The organism is Pseudomonas sp. NY15372 (assembly GCF_048068215.1).
Lineage (GTDB): Bacteria > Pseudomonadota > Gammaproteobacteria > Pseudomonadales > Pseudomonadaceae > Aquipseudomonas > Aquipseudomonas guariconensis_A.
This window is the reverse complement of sequence record NZ_JBLUPY010000017.1, coordinates 58,836-78,338: the sequence shown is the minus strand read 5'-3', so window position 1 is coordinate 78,338 and position 19,503 is coordinate 58,836. Positions and strand designations below refer to the sequence as shown.

Here is a 19,503-nt window from a genome sequence, read left to right as displayed (position 1 = left end):
ACCTATTGGCTCGGCGCCAGGTGTTGGCGCCGTGCCTGTTGTGAAGGGTTGAGCACGGCCGTCAGGGCCACCGCTACCAGCAGCGCGCCGCACATGAACAGATAGGAAGCACCCGGGCCGCCGGTGGCACCGTTGAGGTAGCCCACTAGCCAGGAGCCGGAGAACGAGCCCAGCGCGCCCATGCTGTTGATCAGGGCCATGGCGCCGCCGGCAACGTTGCTGGGCAGCAATTCCGGCACGATGGCGAAGAACGGGCCATAGGGGGCGTACATACAAGCGCCGGCGATCACCAGCAGGGTGTACGACCACCAGAAATGCTCGGTGCCAAGGATGTAGGAGCCGTAGAAAGCCAAGGCGGCGATCAGCAGGGGCGGCCAGACGAAACGCTTGCGCTTTTGCATCCGGTCTGACGCCCAGGACACCCCGAGCATGGCCAGCACCGCGCCTAGGTATGGCACCGCCGACAGCCAGCCGGCGGTGACGATGTCCAGCGCCGCGGCCTGTTTAAGGATCGAGGGCAACCAGAGCACGAAGCCGTAGACGCCGATGCTCCAGCAGAAGTATTGCAACGACAGGATGATCACCTTGGGCGAACGGAACGCCTCGCGGTAGTTCTTCACCGGCTTGATGCCCTGCTGCTCGGCGGCCAGGGCCTCGCGCAGCGCGGTTTTCTCCTGTGCCCTCAGCCAAGTGGCCTGCTCTGGGCGATCGTCCACCAGGCGCCACCAGATGAATGCCCACAGCACCGCCGGCAAGCCCTCGATAATGAACATCCAGCGCCAGTCGAAATGCTTGACCAAGTACCCGGACACTACCGACATCCACAGGATGGTCACCGGGTTGCCGAGAATCAGGAAGGTGTTGGCCCGCGAGCGTTCGGCGCGGGTGAACCAGTGACAGAGATAGATCAGCATGGCCGGCATCACCGCCGCCTCCACCACCCCCAGCAGGAAGCGGATGGCGATCAGCAGCGACACGTTCTGCACCATGCCGGTGAGCGTGGCCAGGCCACCCCAGAGGATCAGGCTGACGAAGATCAGTTTCTTGACGCTGCGCTTTTCGGCGTAAATGGCGCCGGGAACCTGGAAGAAGAAATAGCCCAGGAAGAACAGCGCCCCGAGCAGGGACGACAGGGCCGGGGTGATGTGCAGGTCATCGGCCATGCCGGAGGCGGCAGCGAAGCCGTAGTTGGCGCGGTCGAGGTAGGCCAGGCTGTAGGTGATGAAGACGATGGGCATGATGTACCACCAGCGCCTTGGGGCAAGTCGGTCGATCTGCATGGTTGTATCTCCTGAGCTTGTTGTTCTTGTTGCAACAGGTACCGGCCAGGCCGGCAGGTTCGGTTCAACCGCCGAAGCGGCCTTCGTGGGCATTCAATTCATGGCGCTGCGGCAGGCCTTCCATGTCGCCGCGTGATTGCACCGCACGGCTGCCGCACCAGTTGCCGCGGGCCACGGCGCGGTGCAGGTCGTGGCCTTCGAGCAAGGCGCTGACCACGCCCACGGCGAAGGCATCGCCCGCCCCCACCGTGTCCACCACCTGCGCCACGGGGCAAGGCGCGACCACTCCCTCGGCACCCCGGGCATCGCACAGGTAGGCCCCCTCGGCGCCCAGTTTGATGGCCACGCATTGCACGCCATGCTCCAGGTAGAAACCGGCAATGGCTTCGGGGGTTTGTCGGCCCGTGAGCAGGCGCCCCTCCTCCAGCCCTGGCAGCACCCAGTCGGCCTTGACCGCCAGGGCGTTGATTTCCTGGACCATGGTTTGCCGGTTGGGCCACAGCGACGGGCGCAGGTTGGGGTCGAAGGAAATGCTGCGGCCCTTGGCGCGCATGGCATCGAGCAGTTGCCGGGCAAGGTCGCGGCACGATGCTGACAATGCAGGCACGATGCCCGTGGCGTGCAGGTGGCGGGCATTCAGCAGCTCCGGGCACAGCTGTGCCGGCGACATGCGGCTGGCGGCCGAACCGCGGCGGAAGTATTCCACCTGCGGGTCGCTGCCATCGTCGCAGCGCGCCTTGAGCTGAAAGCCTGTGGGGTGCGCGGGGTCGATTTCGACATGAGTGCAGTCCACGCCCTCGCCACGCAGGCTGGCGAGCACAAAGGCCCCCAGCGAATCGTCGCCCACCCGGCTCAGCCAGTTCACCCGCAGGCCCAGGCGCGCCAGGCCGATGGCGACGTTGCTGTCGGCACCGGCAATGCGCTTGCCGAAGCCTGCCACCTGGGCCAGGTCGCCGCACTGCTCGGCCACGAACATGGCCATGGTTTCGCCGAAGCAGAGCACGTCATGTTCAACCATGGCGCACCTGCGCTTCGAGCACGGCCAAGTGTTGGACCTGCTGGCGGGTATAGCCCAACAGATCGTCGGCGACCAACGGATACTCGATGGCACGGGGAACGCCGGGCATGAAATGGGTCATCAACTGCCGCCAGGCAGCCAAGTCCGACGCCTGCGGCGGCACCGCCACCTGGCGCCCGTCGTCACGCCGGGTGACGGCCTTGCAGTGCACATACTGCACCCAGCGGCCCAGCGCTTGTGCGGCCTGCACGGGCGACTCGCCCTGCCAGTACCAATTGCCGATGTCGAAGGTCATGCCCGGTGCCAGGTCAAGGGCGGCGGCACGCTCGAAGAACTGCCGCAGAGGTTCCAAGCGCCCCCCCTGAACAGTCTGGTCGTTCTCCACGAACAGTGCCGTCCTGCGCCCGAGCAAAGGCCGCAGGGCGTGCAGGTCGCACGTGTCGCGGTAATGGCCAAGGGATACTTTCAATGCCACCGCACCGATCCGCTCGGCCAGGTGCAGCCGCTCGGCCACCGCTGGCTCCAGGCTGCCGTCCTCGCGCCACAACTCCAGGGGCGTGGAGAACAGGCTTTCCAGCCCCAGCTCGACACTGGCCTTGGCCAGGGCGTCGGCATCGGGCCAGGTGTCGAACAGCTCCTCACGCCACTCCACGCGGCACGCACCAGCTTGCGCCAACAGCGGCAGGTAGGCGACCTGGCCACGGCGCTTCACGGTATCGGCACCGAAGCTCGACAGGCTGATGGAAACAGGGTTCGCATGCATCGTCGTTGTCCTTGTTCTTGTCGAATGAAACCGGTTTCATTTTCACGCAAAAAACAGCGCGACTCGCGGGTCGCGCTGCGTTCAACTGCGTATCGGGGTGGAGCCTCGCACGATGAGCTGGGCGCGTAGGTCAAGCCGACGCGCCGGCAATTGGCTGCCCTGCAGGCGTTCCAGCAGGCACTGGACCGCTGCGGCCGCGATATGTTCGGTGGGCTGGGCCAAGGCAGTGATACCGCCACCGACCAAGGGGTACCAGTCCAGGTCATCGAGGGCCACCAGGCCCAGTTGCTGGAACAGCTGCTCGCCGCGCCCATGCAGGTGGCGCATGACGTCCAGGGTCGCCACGCCGTTGCAACTGAACAGGGCCTGGGGACCATGGCCGGCGCTGGCCAGGAAGGCCGCCAGCTGCGCAGGCAGGTTGGCGCTCACTTCCAGCACCTGGCCGCGCAACCCGGGCCGCCGGGCGATGGAGGCCTGGAAAGCGGCCACCCGCTCCTGCCGCGAACTGGTTCCGTCGAGGGGTTCACTGACGGCAAGGATGTCGCGGTAGCCACAGGCCTGTAGATGGTCCAGGGCCTGCTCGACGGCATCGGCGTTGTCCAGGCCCACCAGGTCGGTCTGCAGCTCGGCCAGTTGGCGGTCCACCAGCACCATGGGCAGCTCGCGGGCCAGGCTGGCCAGCTCGCCGGCGTGGTGGCCGAGGGTGTTCACGATCAAGCCGTCGACGTTGTAGGCCTGCAACGCCTGCAGGTGCTGGCGTTCCTGGTCGTCGTCGCAGTCGGTGTTGCACACCACCAGGCTGTAGCCATGCTGGCGACAGGCCGTCTCGACGCCGTGCATCACCGCTACTGAATAGGGATTGCGGATATCGGCCAGGAGCATGCCGATCAGGCGCGTACGGCCGCGCTTGAGGGCACTGGCCATGCGGTTCGGGCGATAGCCGAGCTGCTCGATCACCGCCTCGATGCGCTGGGCGGTGGCGTCGGCCAGCAGTTGCCGATCCCCGCCGATATAGCGCGAAACGGTGGCCTTGGAAACGCCGGCAGCCTGGGCCACTTCGCTGATCGTGACCCGTGTACGGGCCTGGGAAAGCGTCTTTTCCACCCGATGACCTTCTTGTATTCGCTTATGTGGGTAGGGTTATGAAAACGGTTTCAATAAAACAGGGAAGCTGGGATTCGTCAAGAGGGTTGCAGTCGTCGAGACAGCTTCGGTGTGTGTGATCGAGCGCCGCGCGGGCGGCGCTCGATCTTGCAGGGTCAATACAGCCGCGCCTTGATCAACGGTCGCAGCAGGTAATTGAGCACGGTACGCTTGCCACTGAGGATATCCACTTCGGCGACCATGCCCGGGATGATCGGCAAAACCTCCGAACCACGGGTCAGCTGGCTACCGTCGGTGCGGATCAGCACCTGGTAGAACGACTCCTTGCCATGGGGCGTATCCTCCTCGATGGTGTCGGCACTGATCTGCTCCAGGGTGCCGCTGAGGTCGCCATAGATGCTGTAGTCATAGGCCGTGATCTTCACCTTGGCTTCCATCCCCGGGACCAGGAAGGCCACGTCCCGTGGTTTGATCTTGGCCTCGACCAGGAGCCGGTCTTCCACCGGGATGATCTCCATGATCGGGTCACCCGGCTTGATCACACCGCCGCGGGTATTGATCAGCACCGTGTTCACCCGCCCCCGCACCGGCGACAGGATCTGCGTGCGGCGCAACTGGTCGTGCCGCTGCTGCACGATCGGTTCCACCTGGGCCAGCTGGGCCTTCTTGTCGGCGCGTTCGGTGTAAGCCTCCTGGAAGTAGGTGTTCTTGAGCTCGGTGAGCTTGCCGGTCAAGGTGGCGATGTCCTGGCTTAGCTTGAGCGCCTCCATCTGGCTGACCGCGCGCTTTTCCACCAATGGCCGCACCAGGTTCAACTGCCGCTGGGCCAGGCCGATCTGCTGCTGCACGGCGCGGGTGCCTTCGTGCAGCTTGGCTCGACGCGAAGCGAACAGCTCCTGCTCCGAGCGCGCCAGCGGGCTTTTGCCGTCGATATCGCTGGGGAACTCGATGCGGTCCTTGCCCAGCACCTCGGCGTCCAGGCGGGCGATCGCCGCACGCAGGACCTGGGACTGGTTGGCCGACTCCTGGTAGTTGGTCAGAAAGTGCGTTTCATCCAGCTGCACCACCGGCTGCCCCACTTCCACCAGGTCGCCCTCGTTGACCAGCAGGCGGTCGAGAATGCCCCCTTCCAGGCTCTGGATCTTCTGGATGCGGCTGAACGGCACCACGCGACCATCGCCCCGGGTCACCTCGTCCAGCTCGGCCCACGCGGCCCAGGCGATGAACAGCACCAGCGTGCCCAGCAGGGTCCACAGCAGCGGCCGATAGGTCGGGTGGGTGGTGGCCAGCAGCGGGTCTTCCAGTTGCCTGCGCAGCGGCAGGTTCTTCGTTTCAACGCCCATGGGCACGCTCCTCGACAACGGGTGAGACCTGGACCTGGTTGCCCTGCACCACCTGTTGTACGGCACCGTCCATCACGACCTGTCCCTGACGCAGGACCACTGCGCGGTCCACCAGGGCCAGCATGCTTTTCTTGTGGGTGGTCAGGATCAGCGTGCGGCCTCCCAGCCAGCGCTGCAGGTAGTTGACCACCTGCAATTCGCTGGCTTGGTCGAAGGCCGCGGTGGGCTCGTCGAGCAACACGATCGAAGGGTCCTGCAGCAGTACCCGAGCCAATCCCACGGCCTGGCGCTGGCCGCCCGAAAGGCTGGCATTGCCCTGGATCGGCATGTCCAGCCCCAGGGCATGGCCCCGCACGAATGGGCCAAGCCCGACGCCGTCCAGGGCCTCGAGCAGGTCTTCGTCAGGCAAAGCGGCATTGGCCAGATTGAGGTTGTCGCGCAATGAGCCATGGAACAGCGCCACGTCCTGGGGCAGGTAGCCGATGCCGCGCTGGCGGTCGGCCGGGTCAATCTGCCCAAGGCTCACGTCGTCGAGCAGCAGGCGCCCCGATTGCGGGCTGGTCAGGCCGCTGAGCAGGCGCAACAACGACGACTTGCCCGCACCGTTGCCACCGAGCAAGGCCACGCGCTCGCCGGCCTTGATGGTCAGTGCCTGCACGTTCACCACCGGCGGGCTGTCGCCATGGGCCACGCGTACGCCTTCGAGCTGGTAATGCCCAGCCAGGCGCTCCTTGTGCACGAAGCGTTGCCCGGAGGGACGTTCCTGGTCCGCCGACATCAACTGGTCCAGGCCTTCCATGGCCACCTTGGTGTGCTGCCAACGGCCCAGAATGCCGGCCACCGGAGACAACGGCGCAATGGCCCGGGAGGCCAGGATCGAACACGCCACCAGGGCACCGACCGTCATCGCTCCGTCGTTGATCCGGTACACGCCGAATACCACCACGCCCACGTAGCACAGCTGCTGGATGATGCTCGAGGTGTAGCTCAAGGCGCTGACCAGGGCCTGGGTTCGCAGGGCCGTGGTCGACAGCTCGCCGGTCAGAGTCTCCCACTGGTGCAGGCAGCGCCCTTCGGCACGGGTGGCCTTGACGGTCTCCAGGTGTTCGAAGGCCTCCAGCAGCACACCGTTCTTCATCGCCCCCTCACGCAGGTTCTGCCGCGACAGCGAGCCGAGCACGCGTTGGGTCAGCAGCCCCGGCAACACCATCAGTACGCAGGCCACCAGCGGCACCCAGACCACATGCCCGCCCACCAGGGCAATGATCAACAGGAAGATCGCCACGAAGGGGATGTCGCTGATCAACGCGGCGCTGGAGGAGGTGAAAAATTCGCGCACCGACTCGAACTCGCGCACCTGGGTGCTGAACGCACCCATCGAGGCCGGCTTGGCCGCCAGCCGCGTACTCAGTACACGGGAGAACAGCAGGGTCGACAGCTGCAGGTCCAGGCGCTTGCCCAGCACCGTCAGCAGATGCCCGCGCAGGATCCGCAACACGCCATCCAGGACGATCGCCGCCATCACGCCACTGGCCAGAATCCACAAGGTGTCGAAGGCGCCGTTGGGCACCACCCGGTCGTACACTTGCATGGCGAACAAGGCCGAAGCGATGGCCAACAGGTTGGCCGCGAAGGCGGCGAACGCCACCTCGGTGTAGGAGCGCCACAGTCGCCGCAGCGGGCCGAAGAACCAGTGTTCGCCCGGCGACTTGGCATAGTCGCCGATGCGCTCGTCAGGGCGGAACCGGCACTTGGCGAAGATCACCGTACCGCTGTACAGCGCCTCGAGTTCGGCCAAGGCCATGCGCTCGACACCGCCATTGCTCTGCGGCACCAGCACCCGTGCGTGCGCCTCCTCCAGCTCCACCAAGAGCACGGTCTGGCCATTTTCGAGCAACAACAGGGCCGGAAGCAGGTAGTTGTCCACCTGGCTCAAGGGCTGCTCGACCACCTGGGCGACGATGTCGGCACGGCGCAGCGCCCGTACCACTTTGCTCAGGGGCAACTGCCCCTGTTCCAGGGCAATGCCATCGACCAGTTCGGCGTCACCGAGTGGACGACCGAGTTGCCGGCACAGCAGTAGCAATCCCTGACGCAACGGATCCTGATGGTTGTCCACCGGCAACGTCACGACCTTCGCTTGGCTGGTATCGATGTCCATGATTCAAACGCCCCTCCACTAATGGGCCCAGCCAACCGACCTGGGCGGCGGCCCGATATTCGACTCGCTTTTGTTCGAAATGCAGGTTGATCAACTGGCGTTCGGCCTCGAAGCGCTCGCGCTGCACGTTGAGCAGGTCGATCACGTCACGCCGACCGACCTCGAACTGCTCGCGGTACAACCCTGCGACCTGCTCCGCTTCCGTCACCTGCTGGCTGAGCGATTGTTCGCGCCAGCGCAGGGTCTCGCCTGTGTCGAACAAGGTCTGCAACTGCCTGCGGATGTCGCGTTGCATGGCATCGGCGGTCCAGCGCGCCGACTCCAGGCGCTGCTGCGCCGCGGTCGGACGCTGGAAGTTGGAAAGCCCCTGGAAGGTGTCCATGCGAAAGCGCAAGGACACCACCGAGTCGTTCTCCAGGTGCCCACCCACCTCGCGCCGCAAGGCCGAGGCTTCCAGGTTCAGTTGCGGTAGCAGCGAGGCCTTGGCCTCACGTACCTGGGCTTCGGCCACGTTGGCATCCTCGACCGCCTTGCGCTGCAAGGGTGAATCGCGGATGACCTGCTTCAGGTCGCTGGCGGCCAGGTAGCGCTGCATGGACATCGGTTGCGGCTCCTCCAGGTCCGCCGCAGGCTGCCCGACCAGGATGTCGTACTGGTTGCGGGCGTCCTGCAGGGTGCCCTTCTCCAGAGACAACTGCTCCTGGGCGCGGGCCAGCTCCAGGTTGGCGCGGTCCAGTTCGCTGCGGTCGGCATAACCGTCACCGCCGCGGTCCTGGGTCATCTGGCGCACGCCATCCAGCCGTTGGAGATGCTGGCGCACAGCCTCCACCCGCTGGGTGGCGGCCAATACGTCCAAGTAGGTCTCGATGATGTCCAGGGCCGCATCGTCCTGGGCCACCCGCACCGCCTCCAGCTGCTTGCGCTCGGTGGCGCTGGCACCGTCGACCTTGCTGCCCACGCGGCCCCAGTCGTAGAGCATCTGGGACACGGTGACGTCGTACACGACCTCACCGAATTCGAATTCCTGTGGCCCGCCGGACATCGACAGGGCCGGGTAATAGCCTCCCTTGGCAATCTTCACCTCGGTGCCGGCGCGTTCGGCCTCGGCGATGGCCGAACGCACATCCGGGTGAATGGCCAGCCCCGACCGTACTGCCTGGTCGAGGGACATAGCCGACGTCAACACCGGCAGGCCGAGTGAAAGGAGCCAGACGGCCCCTTTCACGATCTGCCGCCCCTTGCGGGACTGCGCGGCACGTTTCATCAGACCACGACCTGAACGGTGTTGTCCTCGATCAACAGGGTGCTGCTACCGAACGTGTAGACGTCGTAGGTCACACCGTCGATCAACTGGGTGGTGCCGGTATCGACCGCCCCCGCCACGTTCAGAACGTCGTTGTTTTCACCGGTGATCTGCAACGTGTTGTTGGCATCGGTGATGACATCGACCTCAGCCGCAGTCAGGGTCAGCACACTGCCGCTGTCGCCCTTGCCCAGGTCGATGCGCTCGATGTTGCTGAGCGTGCCGACGCTTGCGCCGTTGTAGTCCAGGTCGATGCCGTTGGCGAGCAACAGTGTGTCGAACCCGGCGCCACCGTCGATGCTGACGAAGTTGTTCGCCGTGATCTGGAGGGTGTCATTGCCGTCACCGCCCTGGACCTGGTCACCGCTGCCCACGTTGAAGATCAAGTCGTGGCCTGCCCCAGCGTTGATGTGTTCGGAGCTGCCGTCGGCACCGGACAGGACATCGTCTCCGGCAGTGCCATTCACATTGATATCACCCAATCCCAAAGTGATACCGTTGCCGCCCACCGTGACGCCATAGGCAGCACTGTCGTTGCCGTTGGCGTCGGTAGCCACGAGATTGACGGAAACCAACGTATTGCCGGTAAGGATATCGGTGATATCTATGCCCAACTGAGGCAGGACATTGAGCAGATTCACGTTGAAGTCCCCGTTGGCGTTGGCCTGGATCGCCGTCAATGTCACCTCTGCCCCGAGCGCGCCTACCCGCACCAGTACACTCGAGTTCGGCTCAGTGGTGCCGCTGATCCCGAGCCGCAAGTCCAGTGGGTTCAAGCTAACGTCCAGGCCGAAGTTGCCGATGGTCACCGGCTGTTCGATGCTGGTACCCACGCCGATGGTGGCCACGTTGCTCGGGTTGCCGGCCGGGTCGCGGCCAACCACCGAGACTTGGGCGTTGAGCAGTTGGTCCCAACCGAAGTCGATGTCCAGGTCGGTCAGCAGGTTCAGCGACGCCAGCCCGCTGTTGTCAGCCGTGACGGTCTCCGAGACAGTCACTCCACCCACGTCCACGGTGACGGTCAGCTCAGTACCCGGCTCCGCGGAAATGGTCAGGATATTGCCCACCAACGACAGCACAGGTGTAGCCGGCGGAATCGTATCGATGGTGAACGGTACCGGTGTCGATACGGTGCCGCCGTTGATATCGGCGGTGACCGTGGAAGCACCTTCCGGGAACGGCCCTTGGCCACCGGGTGGCGTCAGGGTCAGGGTGACATTGCCCGCCGCTATATCGCCTGCGGTGAGGGTATGGCTGACCTCGGCCTCGTAGCCGTTCTGCCCGGCGAACTTGACGGTGACGACCTGGCCAACCTGCATGGTTGGACGCACCGTCACATCCACCTGGATGCCATCGCCGATTTCGGTTGCGTTGATCCAGGTATCGGCGGCCTCCGGCACGGAGAGGGTCGGCGGCGCCAGGTCCGGTGCGTTGATCGTGGCTGGACCACTGACATTACCTGCAGCATCCACGGTAACGCCGGAAAGCAGCTCACCGGTAATCAGCGGTGGCGCGAACGGCAAACTGAAGTTGCCGGCACCATCGACGGTCGCAATGATCGGGTTGGCGGTATCGCCGGCGATGACGATGCGCACCTGGCTGTTGGGCTCGGCGGTACCGGTCAACAGCGCACCGTCGGCACTGATGCTCAGCAGCGGTGCCGAAGGCGCAACCGCATCGACGGTGGTGCTGGCCGGGCCGCTGGTATTGCCGGCCGGATCCTGCGCCACCGCATTGACCACGGTGCCATTAGGCAGCGGCGTGCCAGGGGTGAAGCTCCAGTTGCCGCTGCCATCGGCGGTGGTTTCGCCAATCGGGTTGCCATTGCCGTCGGTGAGGAGCACCGTGGCGCCGACTTCGGCGGTGCCGCTGATGATGCTGCCATTGCTCGCATTGACCACAGGTGTCGCCGGCGCCACCGCGTCGACGGTGGTACTGGCCGGGCCGCTGGTATTGCCGGCTGGGTCCTGGGCCACCGCGTTGACCACGGTGCCGTCGAGCAACGGCGTGGCCGGGCTGAACGTCCAGTTGCCGCTGCCATCGGCGGTGGCCTGGCCAATCGGGTTGCCGTTGCCGTCGGTCAGGATCACCGTCGCCCCCGCCTCGGCGGTACCACTCAGGACGGTGCCATTGGTCGGATCTATCAGCGGCGTGGCCGGTGCCACGGTGTCGACCGTGGTGCTGACCGGGCCGCTGGTGTTGCCGGCCGCATCCTGGGCCACGGCATTGACTACCGTGCCGTTGGCCAGTGGCGTGCCTGGTGTGAAGCTCCAGTTGCCGGAACCATCGGCGGTGACCTGGCCGATCGGGTTGCCGTTGCCATCGGTGAGGGTCACCTGGGCGCCGGCCTCAGCGGTACCGCTGATCACGGTGCCGTTGCTCGGATCCAGGACAGGTGCCGCTGGCGCCACCGAATCCACCGTGGTGCTGGCCGGTCCGCTGACGTTGCCAGCCGGGTCCTGGGCCACGGCATCGACCACAGTGCCATTGGCCAACGGAATACCCGGCACGAATACCCAATTGCCACTGCCGTCTGCGGTCGTCTGGCCGATCGGATCACCGTTGCCATCGGTGAGGATCACCGTCGCGCCAGCCTCGGCGGTACCGCTGAGGACAGTGCCGTTGCTCGGGTTGATGACCGGCGTAGCAGGCGCCACGGCATCGACGGTGACGCTGGTCGGGCCGCTGGTGTTGCCAGCCAGGTCCTGGGCCACCGCGTTGATGACGGTGCCGTTGGCCAGGGGCGTGGCAGGCGTGAAGCTCCAGTCGCCGTTGCCATCGGCGGTGGCCTGGCCGATCGGGTTGCCACCACCGTCGGTGAGGATGACCGTGGCACCGGCTTCGGCGGTGCCGGAGATGTCCACGCCGTTGCTCGGGTCCACGTTCGGCGCGGCCGGCGCCACGCCGTCCACGGTGATGACCGCGGGGGCGCTGTCGACGTTGCTGGGGTTGCGGGCCACCACGTTGACTACCGTGCCGTCCGGCAGCGGGATGCCGGGGGTGAACGACCAGTTGCCACTGCCGTCGGCGGTGACTTGGCCGATGGGGCTGCCGTTGCCGTCGGTGATGATGATGGTGTTGCCCGCATCGGCGGTGCCGCTGATCACCGAGCCATTGCTCGGGTCGACCTGTGGGATCGATGGTAGCGAGGTATCCACGGTGGTGGTGCCTGGCAGACTGGTGTTACCTGCCGCATCGGTAGCCGTGGCATTGACCACGGTGGCATTGGGCAGTTGTGTGCCTGGGGTGAAGCTCCAGTTGCCGCTGCCATCGGTGGTGGTTTGGCCAATCGGGTTGCCGTTGCCATCGGTCAGGGTGATGGTGCTGTTCGGCTCGGCGGTGCCGTTGACCAGGTTGCCATTGGTGGGGTTGACCACCGGCGTCGCTGGTGCGACGGCATCCACCGTAGTGCTGCCTTGCGGGCCGGTGTTGCCCGCCGGGTCCTGGGCCACGGCGTTGACTACGGTACCGTCTGGCAGTGGTGTGCTCGGGGTGAACGACCAGTCGCCGTTAGCATCGGCAGTGGTTTCGCCGATAGGGTCGCCATTGCCATCGGTGAGAATGACCTTGGCCCCTGGTTCTGCGGTACCACTGATCGAAGTACCGTTGCTCGGGGAGACCACCGGCGCTGCCGGCGCGACCGAATCCACGGTCGTGGCCGCTTGCGGCCCGGTGTTGCCGGTCGGGTCGGTCGCGGTGGCCACAATGACGGTGCCGTTGGGTAACGGGCTGGCTGGCGTGAACGACCAGTTGCCGCTGCCATCGGCGGTGACCTGGCCGATCGGGTTGCCGCCGGCATCGGTCAAGGTCACGGTGGCGCCGGGTTCGGCGGTACCGCTGATGGTCGTGCCATTGCTTGGGTTGATCACCGGCGCAGGTGGCGCGCTGGAGTCCACGGTCACGGTGGCCGGCGGGCTATCGTTGCCAGCAGCGTCCTGGGCCACCACGTTGACGACGGTACCATTGGGGACCGGCGAGCTCGGAGTGAAGCTCCAGTTGCCAGCCCCATCGGCTGTGGTTTCGCCGATTGGGTCGCCGTTGCCGTCGGTGAGAATGACCTTGCTGCCCGGCTCGGCCGTGCCGGTGAGGGTGTCGCCCTGGGAGAGGTTGACGGTAGGCGTTGCCGGCGCGATGCCGTCCACGGTCACTGAGCCCTGCGGGCCGGTGTTGCCGGCCGGGTCGGTTGCAGTGGCGTTGATCACGCTGCCATCAGGAAGCGGGATGGCCGGGGTGAACGTCCAATTGCCGCTGCCATCGGCGGTCACTTCGCCGATCGGATCGCCGTTGCCATCGGTCAGGGTCACGGTGCTGCCAGGCTCGGCAGTGCCGCTGATGGTGCTGCCGTTGCTTGGATTGACCACTGGCGCTGCCGGTGCCACGGCATCGACCGTGACGGCGGCTGGCGAGCTGGTGTTGCCCGCCTCGTCCAGGGCCACGGCTTCGACCACCGTGCCATGGGGCAGCGGCGTGGCCGGGGTGAACGACCAATTGCCACTGCCATCAGCGGTCGCCTGGCCAATCGTGTCGCCATTGGTGTCCAGGAGCAGCACGGTGGCGCCAGGTTCGGCGGTACCGCTGAGTTCCGCGCCATTGCTCGGCTCGATGACCGGCGCGTCGGGTGCCACGGCGTCCACGGTGATGCTGGCCGGGGCACTGTCGATATTGTTGCCAGGGTTGCGTGCCACGACATTGACGACCGTGCCATCGGGCAGCGCAGTGCCCGGGTTGAACGACCAATTGCCGCTGCCATCGGCGGTGGTCTGGCCGATCGGGTTGCCGTTGCCGTCGGTGATGATGATCAGGTTACCCGCATCGGCCGTACCACTGATCATCGCGCCGTTGCTGGCGTCGACCTGCGGGACGTTCGGCACCGAAGTGTCGACGGTTGCGGTGCCCGGGCCGCTGGTGTTGCCGGCCGCATCGGTGGCCGTGGCATTGATCACGGTGCCGTTGGGCAACTGAGTGCCAGGGGTGAAGCTCCAGTTGCCGCTGCCGTCGGCGGTGGCCTGGCCAATCGGGTTACCGCTGCCGTCGGTCAGGGTGATGGTGCTGTTCGGCTCGGCGGTGCCGCTGACCAGGTTGCCGTTGGTTGGATTGACCACCGGTGCCGCAGGCGCGACCGAGTCCACCGTGGTGGAGCCTTGCGGGCTGGTGTTGCCGGTCGGGTCGGTGGCCGTGGCATTGACCACGGTGCCGTTGGGCAAGGGTGTGGCCGGCGTGAACGACCAGTTGCCGCTGCCATCGGCAGTCACTTCACCGATCGGGTTACCGTTGCCATCGGTCAGGGTCACGGTGCTGCCCGGTTCGGCGGTGCCGCTCAGGGTATCGCCCTTGCTCGGCTCGATCACCGGTGCGGCCGGGGCCACGCTGTCCACGGTGACAGAGGTCGGGCCGCTGCTGTTGCCGGCCGGGTCCTGGGCCACGGCATTGACCACGGTGCCGTTGGGCAGCGGAGTACCTGGGGTGAACGACCAGTTGCCGCTGCCGTCGGCAGTGGTTTGGCCGATCGGGTTGCCGTTGCCGTCGGTGAGGATGATGGTGGCGCCGGCCTCGGCGGTACCGGTGATGTCCGCGCCATTGCTCGGTTCGACGACCGGTGCTGCAGGTGCCACACCGTCCACGGTGATGATGGCCGGTGCGCTGTCGACATTGACAGGGTTACGTGCCACCACGTTGATCACAGTGCCATCGGGCAACGGTATGCCTGGGGTGAACGACCAGTTGCCACTGCCGTCGGCGGTGACCTGGCCGATCGGGTTGCCATTGCCGTCGGTGATGATGATGGTGTTGCCCGCATCGGCGGTGCCGCTGATCACCGAGCCATTGCTCGGGTCGACCTGCGGGATCGACGGCAGCGAACTGTCCACCGTGGTCGTGCCTTGCGGGCCGGTGTTGCCGGCCGCATCGGTGGCCGTGGCGTTCACCACGGTACCGTTCGGCAGTTGCGTGGCGGGGGTGAACGTCCAGTTGCCGCTGCCGTCGGCGGTCACCTCGCCAATCGGGTTGCCGTTGCCGTCGGTCAAGGTCACGGTGCTGTCGGGCTCGGCGGTACCGTTGATCACGTTGCCATTGGTGGGGTTGACCAGCGGCGCTGTCGGCGCAACGCCGTCGACCGTGGTGCTGGCTTGCGGGCCGGTGTTGCCCGACGGGTCGGTAGCGGTGGCGTTGACCACAGTGCCGTCAGGCAGCGCGGTGCCCGGGGTGAACGACCAGTTGCCGCTGCCGTCGGCGGTGGTTTGGCCGATCGGGTTGCCGTTGCCATCGGTCAGGGTCACGGTGCTGCCCGGCTCGGCAGTACCGCTCAGGGTGGAGCCGTTGCTTGGGTTGAGCACAGGGGCGCCCGGGGCTACCGCGTCGACGGTGATGGTGCCCTGCCCGCTGGTGTTGCCGGTCGGGTCAGTTGCGGTGGCGTTGACCACGCTGCCATTAGGCAACGGGGCGCTCGGAGTGAACGACCAATTGCCGCTGCCGTCGGCGGTGGTCTGACCAATCGGGTTGCCGTTGCCGTCGGTCAGGGTCACGGTACTGCCCGGCTCGGCGGTGCCGCTCAGGGTAGTGCCGTTGGTCGGGTTGACCACGGGTGCGGCCGGTGCGCTGGAATCTATGGTGACGCTGGCAGCAGGGCTGGTGTTGCCTGCGGCGTCCTGGGTCACGACGTTGACGGCCGTGCCATTGGGCAGCGGCGTAGCTGGGGTATAAGTCCAGTTGCCGCTGCCATCGGCGGTAGTTTCGCCAATGGGGTTGCCGTTTCCGTCGGTGAGGATCACCTTGCTGCCCGGCTCGGCAGTACCGGTGAGCGCGGCGCCATTGCTCAAGTTCACGGTCGGGGTCGCAGGCGCGACGCCATCCACGGTGGTGCTGGCTGGCGCGCTGGAGTTGCCCGACGGGTCGGTGGCAGTGGCGTTGACCACGGTGCCGTCAGGCAGCGCCGTACCCGGGGTGAACGACCAGTTGCCGCTGCCATCGGCAGTGGTTTGGCCGATCGGGTTGCCGTTGCCATCGGTCAGGGTCACGGTGCTGCCAGGCTCGGCGGTACCGCTCAGGGTGGAGCCGTTGCTTGGGTTGAGCACAGGGGCGCCCGGGGCTACCGCGTCGACGGTGATGGTGCCCTGCCCGCTGGTGTTGCCTGCAGGGTCCTTGGTCACGACATTGACCACCGTACCATCCGGCAGCGGAGTGCTCGGCGTGTAGGTCCAGTTGCCATTGCCATCGGTGGTGGTTTCGCCGATGGGGTTGCCGTTGCCGTCGGTGATGACCACGGTGCTGCCCGGTTCGGCGGTGCCGCTGATGGTGGTGCCATTGCTGGGGTTGACCACCGGAGCGTCGGGGGCCACGGCATCGACGGTGACCGTGGCTTCAGGGCTGGTATTGCCAGCGGCGTCCTGCACGACCACCTTGACCACCGTACCGTCGGGCAGCGGGGTGTCGGGCTTGAAGGTCCAGTTGCCGTTGGCATCTGCAGTGGTCTGGCCGATCGGGTTGCCGTTGCCGTCGGTGAGGATCACTTTGCTGTTCGGTTCGGCGGTACCGCTGAAGCTCGAACCGTTGCTCGGGTTGATCTTCGCAGCGTCTGGAGCGACGGTGTCCGGGGTGGTACCACTGTCGCTGCCACCGCCGCCGCCACCACCGCTGTTACTGGCAAGAGCAATACCGCCGCCAACGATAGCCACGCCAGCGAGCAGTGCCCCACCAGAGACGCCGGCCGCGCCAGCGGCTGCTGTCAGGGATTCGAAACCAGCCGCACCTTCCTGGGGAACGTAATTGGCGGCGATCACACCGTCAGTATCCGCAGCGGCAAGATCGACTGCGACCAGCTTGTCATCTTCCCCGACCAGGAACAGTTCGCTAGGCGCCTGGCCTTCTGCGTAGAAGTTGGCGATGCGCACGGCTTCGCCATTTTTCAGGTGTACGACAAGATCGGAGCCTTGGCGGGAATATTCGGCTACCGCGTCCGGTGAAATTCCGAGTGCAACGTTACTGCTTTGGGTAAGGGTGAGCTGGCCATCCACCGCTACTGCCGGGGCATCTGCAAGGGCGTGTGAAGGTTGGGTGGAAGCAATAACTTTCGCTTGAATCGACATTCAAACTTCTCCTTGTATTGGTGCGACATGGCAAGGGCCAATCGGCATCCATTGCGAACCCTCAAGCGGGAGACCGTACCGGGAACAAGCCAATATCCTGTGCCCATAGCGCAAGTCTGCTGACGTTGCTATCCGAACCAAAACTCCTGGCAGCCGGACACAATTACGCCCCGCACTGAAACGTTCAAACAGTCGCTTGTATATAAAGTCCAGATCACACAACGAGTCACGTACAGCCCTTGATATAGGCATGCCTGAACCCGAACGCGTTGAACAACTCGATCATTCCCCGCCAACATCCGTTGGTACTCGAACCGTTCCCTTTCCCCTCCTGCACGAACCGGGTGTAGTTGGTTATATATAGGACTAATCGCTTCTATATATATCCCTCTCTCACCGTAAACTTCGATACAGCATAAGAAAGAGCAAACCGAACGAAACGTCAAGGCGCCGAATGAAAAACCTTTTTTGCGAGAACACCGATGCTGATGGGGCTACGAGGCCAGGGCCGCCAAGACATACCTGACAGCGGAAAGCGACACCCGATTGGCATTAACCGGAAATATATAACTCACTTAGTAACTAATCCGGAGGACGAAATACGAAGACACTTGAAACACAGGCTGACCGTATACAGAGCGATTGCGACGTCATTCGCATTTTTTACGACACACCCGCACGCCCCTCGAAAAACCGACTTGCCCAGCGGATAAAAAAGATGTTATCCAAACAAGACCCATGGACGGGAAACTTCGACTTCGAATAAATCACATAATTAAAAAGGTTTTTGCCTGGGCGCTACCGAACAAGAGCGTGAAGAGGGCTCGGAGGAAACATGACGGGAGTGAAACATGACGATGGCGTCCCCGGCAGGAATCGAACCTGCACCAAGGCCTTAGGAGGGCCCCGTTCTATCCATTAAACTACGAGGACGGATAGTGCGGCTCCCAATGAACATGTCATGCAAGGGAGCTTGATGTGACGTCCCGCGGGCAGGGCTGCATGCGAGACGGCGAGCATCTTAACCAGCGACCGACCGTTTGTCATGCCTCAATCCATGTTTTACCTGTAATCCTTTTCGGCATTTCCAGGCTCATTGCCACAGCTAACCGCCGGGTGCGTGGGCAGCCCTGGCGATCAGCCCTTCGTCGGCCAGGAGCTGAAGCAATGCGGCCACGGTCGTGGTCAGCGACAGCGAATTATCTAACACATGCACATCCGGTTCGTCATGACGCTGCAACCGTGCATTGCGCTCGAGCCGCTGCTCGACTTCCTCGGTTGTTTCCCGCCCCCTGGCAAGCAGGCGCCGCTTCAACACCTGTGGCGCGACGTCCAACCGGATAGCCAACAGGCCTGGATAGCGTCGCCGCGCTTCAGGCAGGTAACCGCGGGAACCGTTCACCAGCACATGGCGACCGGCTGCCAACCATTGATCCACCTGCACCGGGATACCGTACTGCAACCCATTGGCCTGCCAATGCATCGCAAACGCGCCCGCCTCGCGCATTGCCTCGAACCGCTCGGGGCTCACCCCATGAGCTGCCTCCCCCTTGGATTCGGCCGAGCGCGTGATCACCCGCCTGGCGATTTCGATGTCGTGGGCCAGCAATTGCGTACGGGCTGCATCGATCAGGGAATCTTTTCCCGATCCGGAAGGTCCAATCAGAAATATCAGGCGACCTGCCGTGTGGGACGTGCTGCTTGCGTCATATCGCATAGCCACTATGCTCAAGTGAGGAAACCTGCGTATTTTAGAGATTTTCCATGGCTTTTGCTGATTTTTAACAGCTTTTGACGGCAATCAGCCGACAGCATGGTGAGTCAAAAAAGGCGAAACTTTTCAAACCAGTCCTCATTTCTGATAATTGGTACTGGCAAAAAGCCTTTATTCGGATCACTATTTGTCACAGAATTGACGCCAAGGAAACGCCGGCCTTAGGGCAAGATGAGCACCCAAATGAGATCCCGGTTGAACATTTTGGTGTCGCCACGGTCGTACCACCACCACCGTGCGGCCAATTTGAGAACCGCTCCCCCTGAACCAGAAAACCGGTCAATGTATATGCGCCCAATGAAACAGGCTATCTATTCGAGCCGCACCGCTGACAAGTTCGTCGTCCGCCTGCCAGACGGAATGCGTGAGCGCATTGCCGAGGTAGCGCGCAACCACCATCGCAGCATGAACTCCGAAATCATTGCACGCCTGGAACAAAGCCTTATCCAGGAAGGTGCATTGGGCGACGAGCTCAGCATGCGCCTGGACAGCCCTGAGCTGAGCCTGCACGAGCGGGAACTGCTGCAACGCTTCCGCCAACTCTCCCATCGCCAGCAGAACGCGCTGGTTGCCTTGATCGCCCACGACGTGGAAATGGCTGCAGACGCTTCCTGAGGTTTGCACCGACCACAAAAAAAGCCAGCTGCTGCTGGCTTTTTTGTGGTCGAAACATTCT

General features: G+C 64.4%; 9 protein-coding genes, 1 tRNA gene and 1 pseudogene. 1 reads left to right on the top strand and 10 read right to left on the bottom strand.

Annotated features, from left to right (window positions below; genetic code table 11):
- Nucleotides 1–2: 2 nt before the first annotated feature.
- From ACNFG0_RS14100 to phnN, 10 genes and pseudogenes are all read right to left on the bottom strand, one after another.
- Entirely contained in the window at nucleotides 3–1,280 is a 1,278-nt protein-coding gene (locus tag ACNFG0_RS14100; protein ID WP_196146839.1) for an MFS transporter, read from the bottom strand.
- 64 nt (nucleotides 1,281–1,344) lie between these two features.
- Complete coding sequence (locus tag ACNFG0_RS14095; protein ID WP_416765281.1) at nucleotides 1,345–2,298, bottom strand: sugar kinase; 954 nt, start codon at nucleotides 2,296–2,298, stop codon at nucleotides 1,345–1,347.
- On the bottom strand, nucleotides 2,291–3,061 hold the full coding sequence (locus tag ACNFG0_RS14090) for a sugar phosphate isomerase/epimerase family protein (RefSeq protein WP_416765279.1): 771 nt from the start codon (nucleotides 3,059–3,061) through the stop codon (nucleotides 2,291–2,293). The genes ACNFG0_RS14095 and ACNFG0_RS14090 overlap by 8 nt, the downstream gene beginning before the upstream one ends.
- An 81-nt stretch (nucleotides 3,062–3,142) precedes the next feature.
- On the bottom strand, nucleotides 3,143–4,165 hold the full coding sequence (locus tag ACNFG0_RS14085; protein ID WP_416765277.1) for a LacI family DNA-binding transcriptional regulator: 1,023 nt from the start codon (nucleotides 4,163–4,165) through the stop codon (nucleotides 3,143–3,145).
- Nucleotides 4,166–4,320: 155 nt separating this feature from the next.
- The gene (locus ACNFG0_RS14080; RefSeq protein ID WP_196146835.1) at nucleotides 4,321–5,508 is read right to left on the bottom strand and encodes an HlyD family efflux transporter periplasmic adaptor subunit; all 1,188 of its coding nucleotides are present in this window, start codon (nucleotides 5,506–5,508) and stop codon (nucleotides 4,321–4,323) included.
- Entirely contained in the window at nucleotides 5,498–7,669 is a 2,172-nt protein-coding gene (locus ACNFG0_RS14075; RefSeq protein WP_416765275.1) for a type I secretion system permease/ATPase, read from the bottom strand. Before ACNFG0_RS14075 ends, ACNFG0_RS14080 begins: the two co-directional genes overlap by 11 nt.
- A pseudogene (locus tag ACNFG0_RS14070) lies at nucleotides 7,665–8,933 on the bottom strand (TolC family protein); the annotation flags it as partial. The gene ACNFG0_RS14075 and the pseudogene ACNFG0_RS14070, both read right to left, overlap by 5 nt.
- The gene (locus tag ACNFG0_RS14065; RefSeq protein WP_416765274.1) at nucleotides 8,933–17,053 is read right to left on the bottom strand and encodes an Ig-like domain-containing protein; all 8,121 of its coding nucleotides are present in this window, start codon (nucleotides 17,051–17,053) and stop codon (nucleotides 8,933–8,935) included. The pseudogene ACNFG0_RS14070 and the gene ACNFG0_RS14065, both read right to left, overlap by 1 nt.
- Nucleotides 17,054–17,911: 858 nt before the next feature.
- A tRNA-Arg gene (locus ACNFG0_RS14060) sits at nucleotides 17,912–17,986 on the bottom strand.
- A gap of 172 nt (nucleotides 17,987–18,158) precedes the next feature.
- The gene (phnN, locus tag ACNFG0_RS14055) at nucleotides 18,159–18,770 is read right to left on the bottom strand and encodes a phosphonate metabolism protein/1,5-bisphosphokinase (PRPP-forming) PhnN (protein WP_416765291.1); all 612 of its coding nucleotides are present in this window, start codon (nucleotides 18,768–18,770) and stop codon (nucleotides 18,159–18,161) included.
- Between the two features lie 345 nt (nucleotides 18,771–19,115).
- On the opposite strand from phnN, the gene ACNFG0_RS14050 reads away from it, so the two are divergent.
- A complete protein-coding gene (locus ACNFG0_RS14050; RefSeq protein ID WP_003254499.1) occupies nucleotides 19,116–19,442 on the top strand; it encodes an Arc family DNA-binding protein in 327 nt (108 codons plus the stop codon).
- Nucleotides 19,443–19,503: the final 61 nt, after the last annotated feature.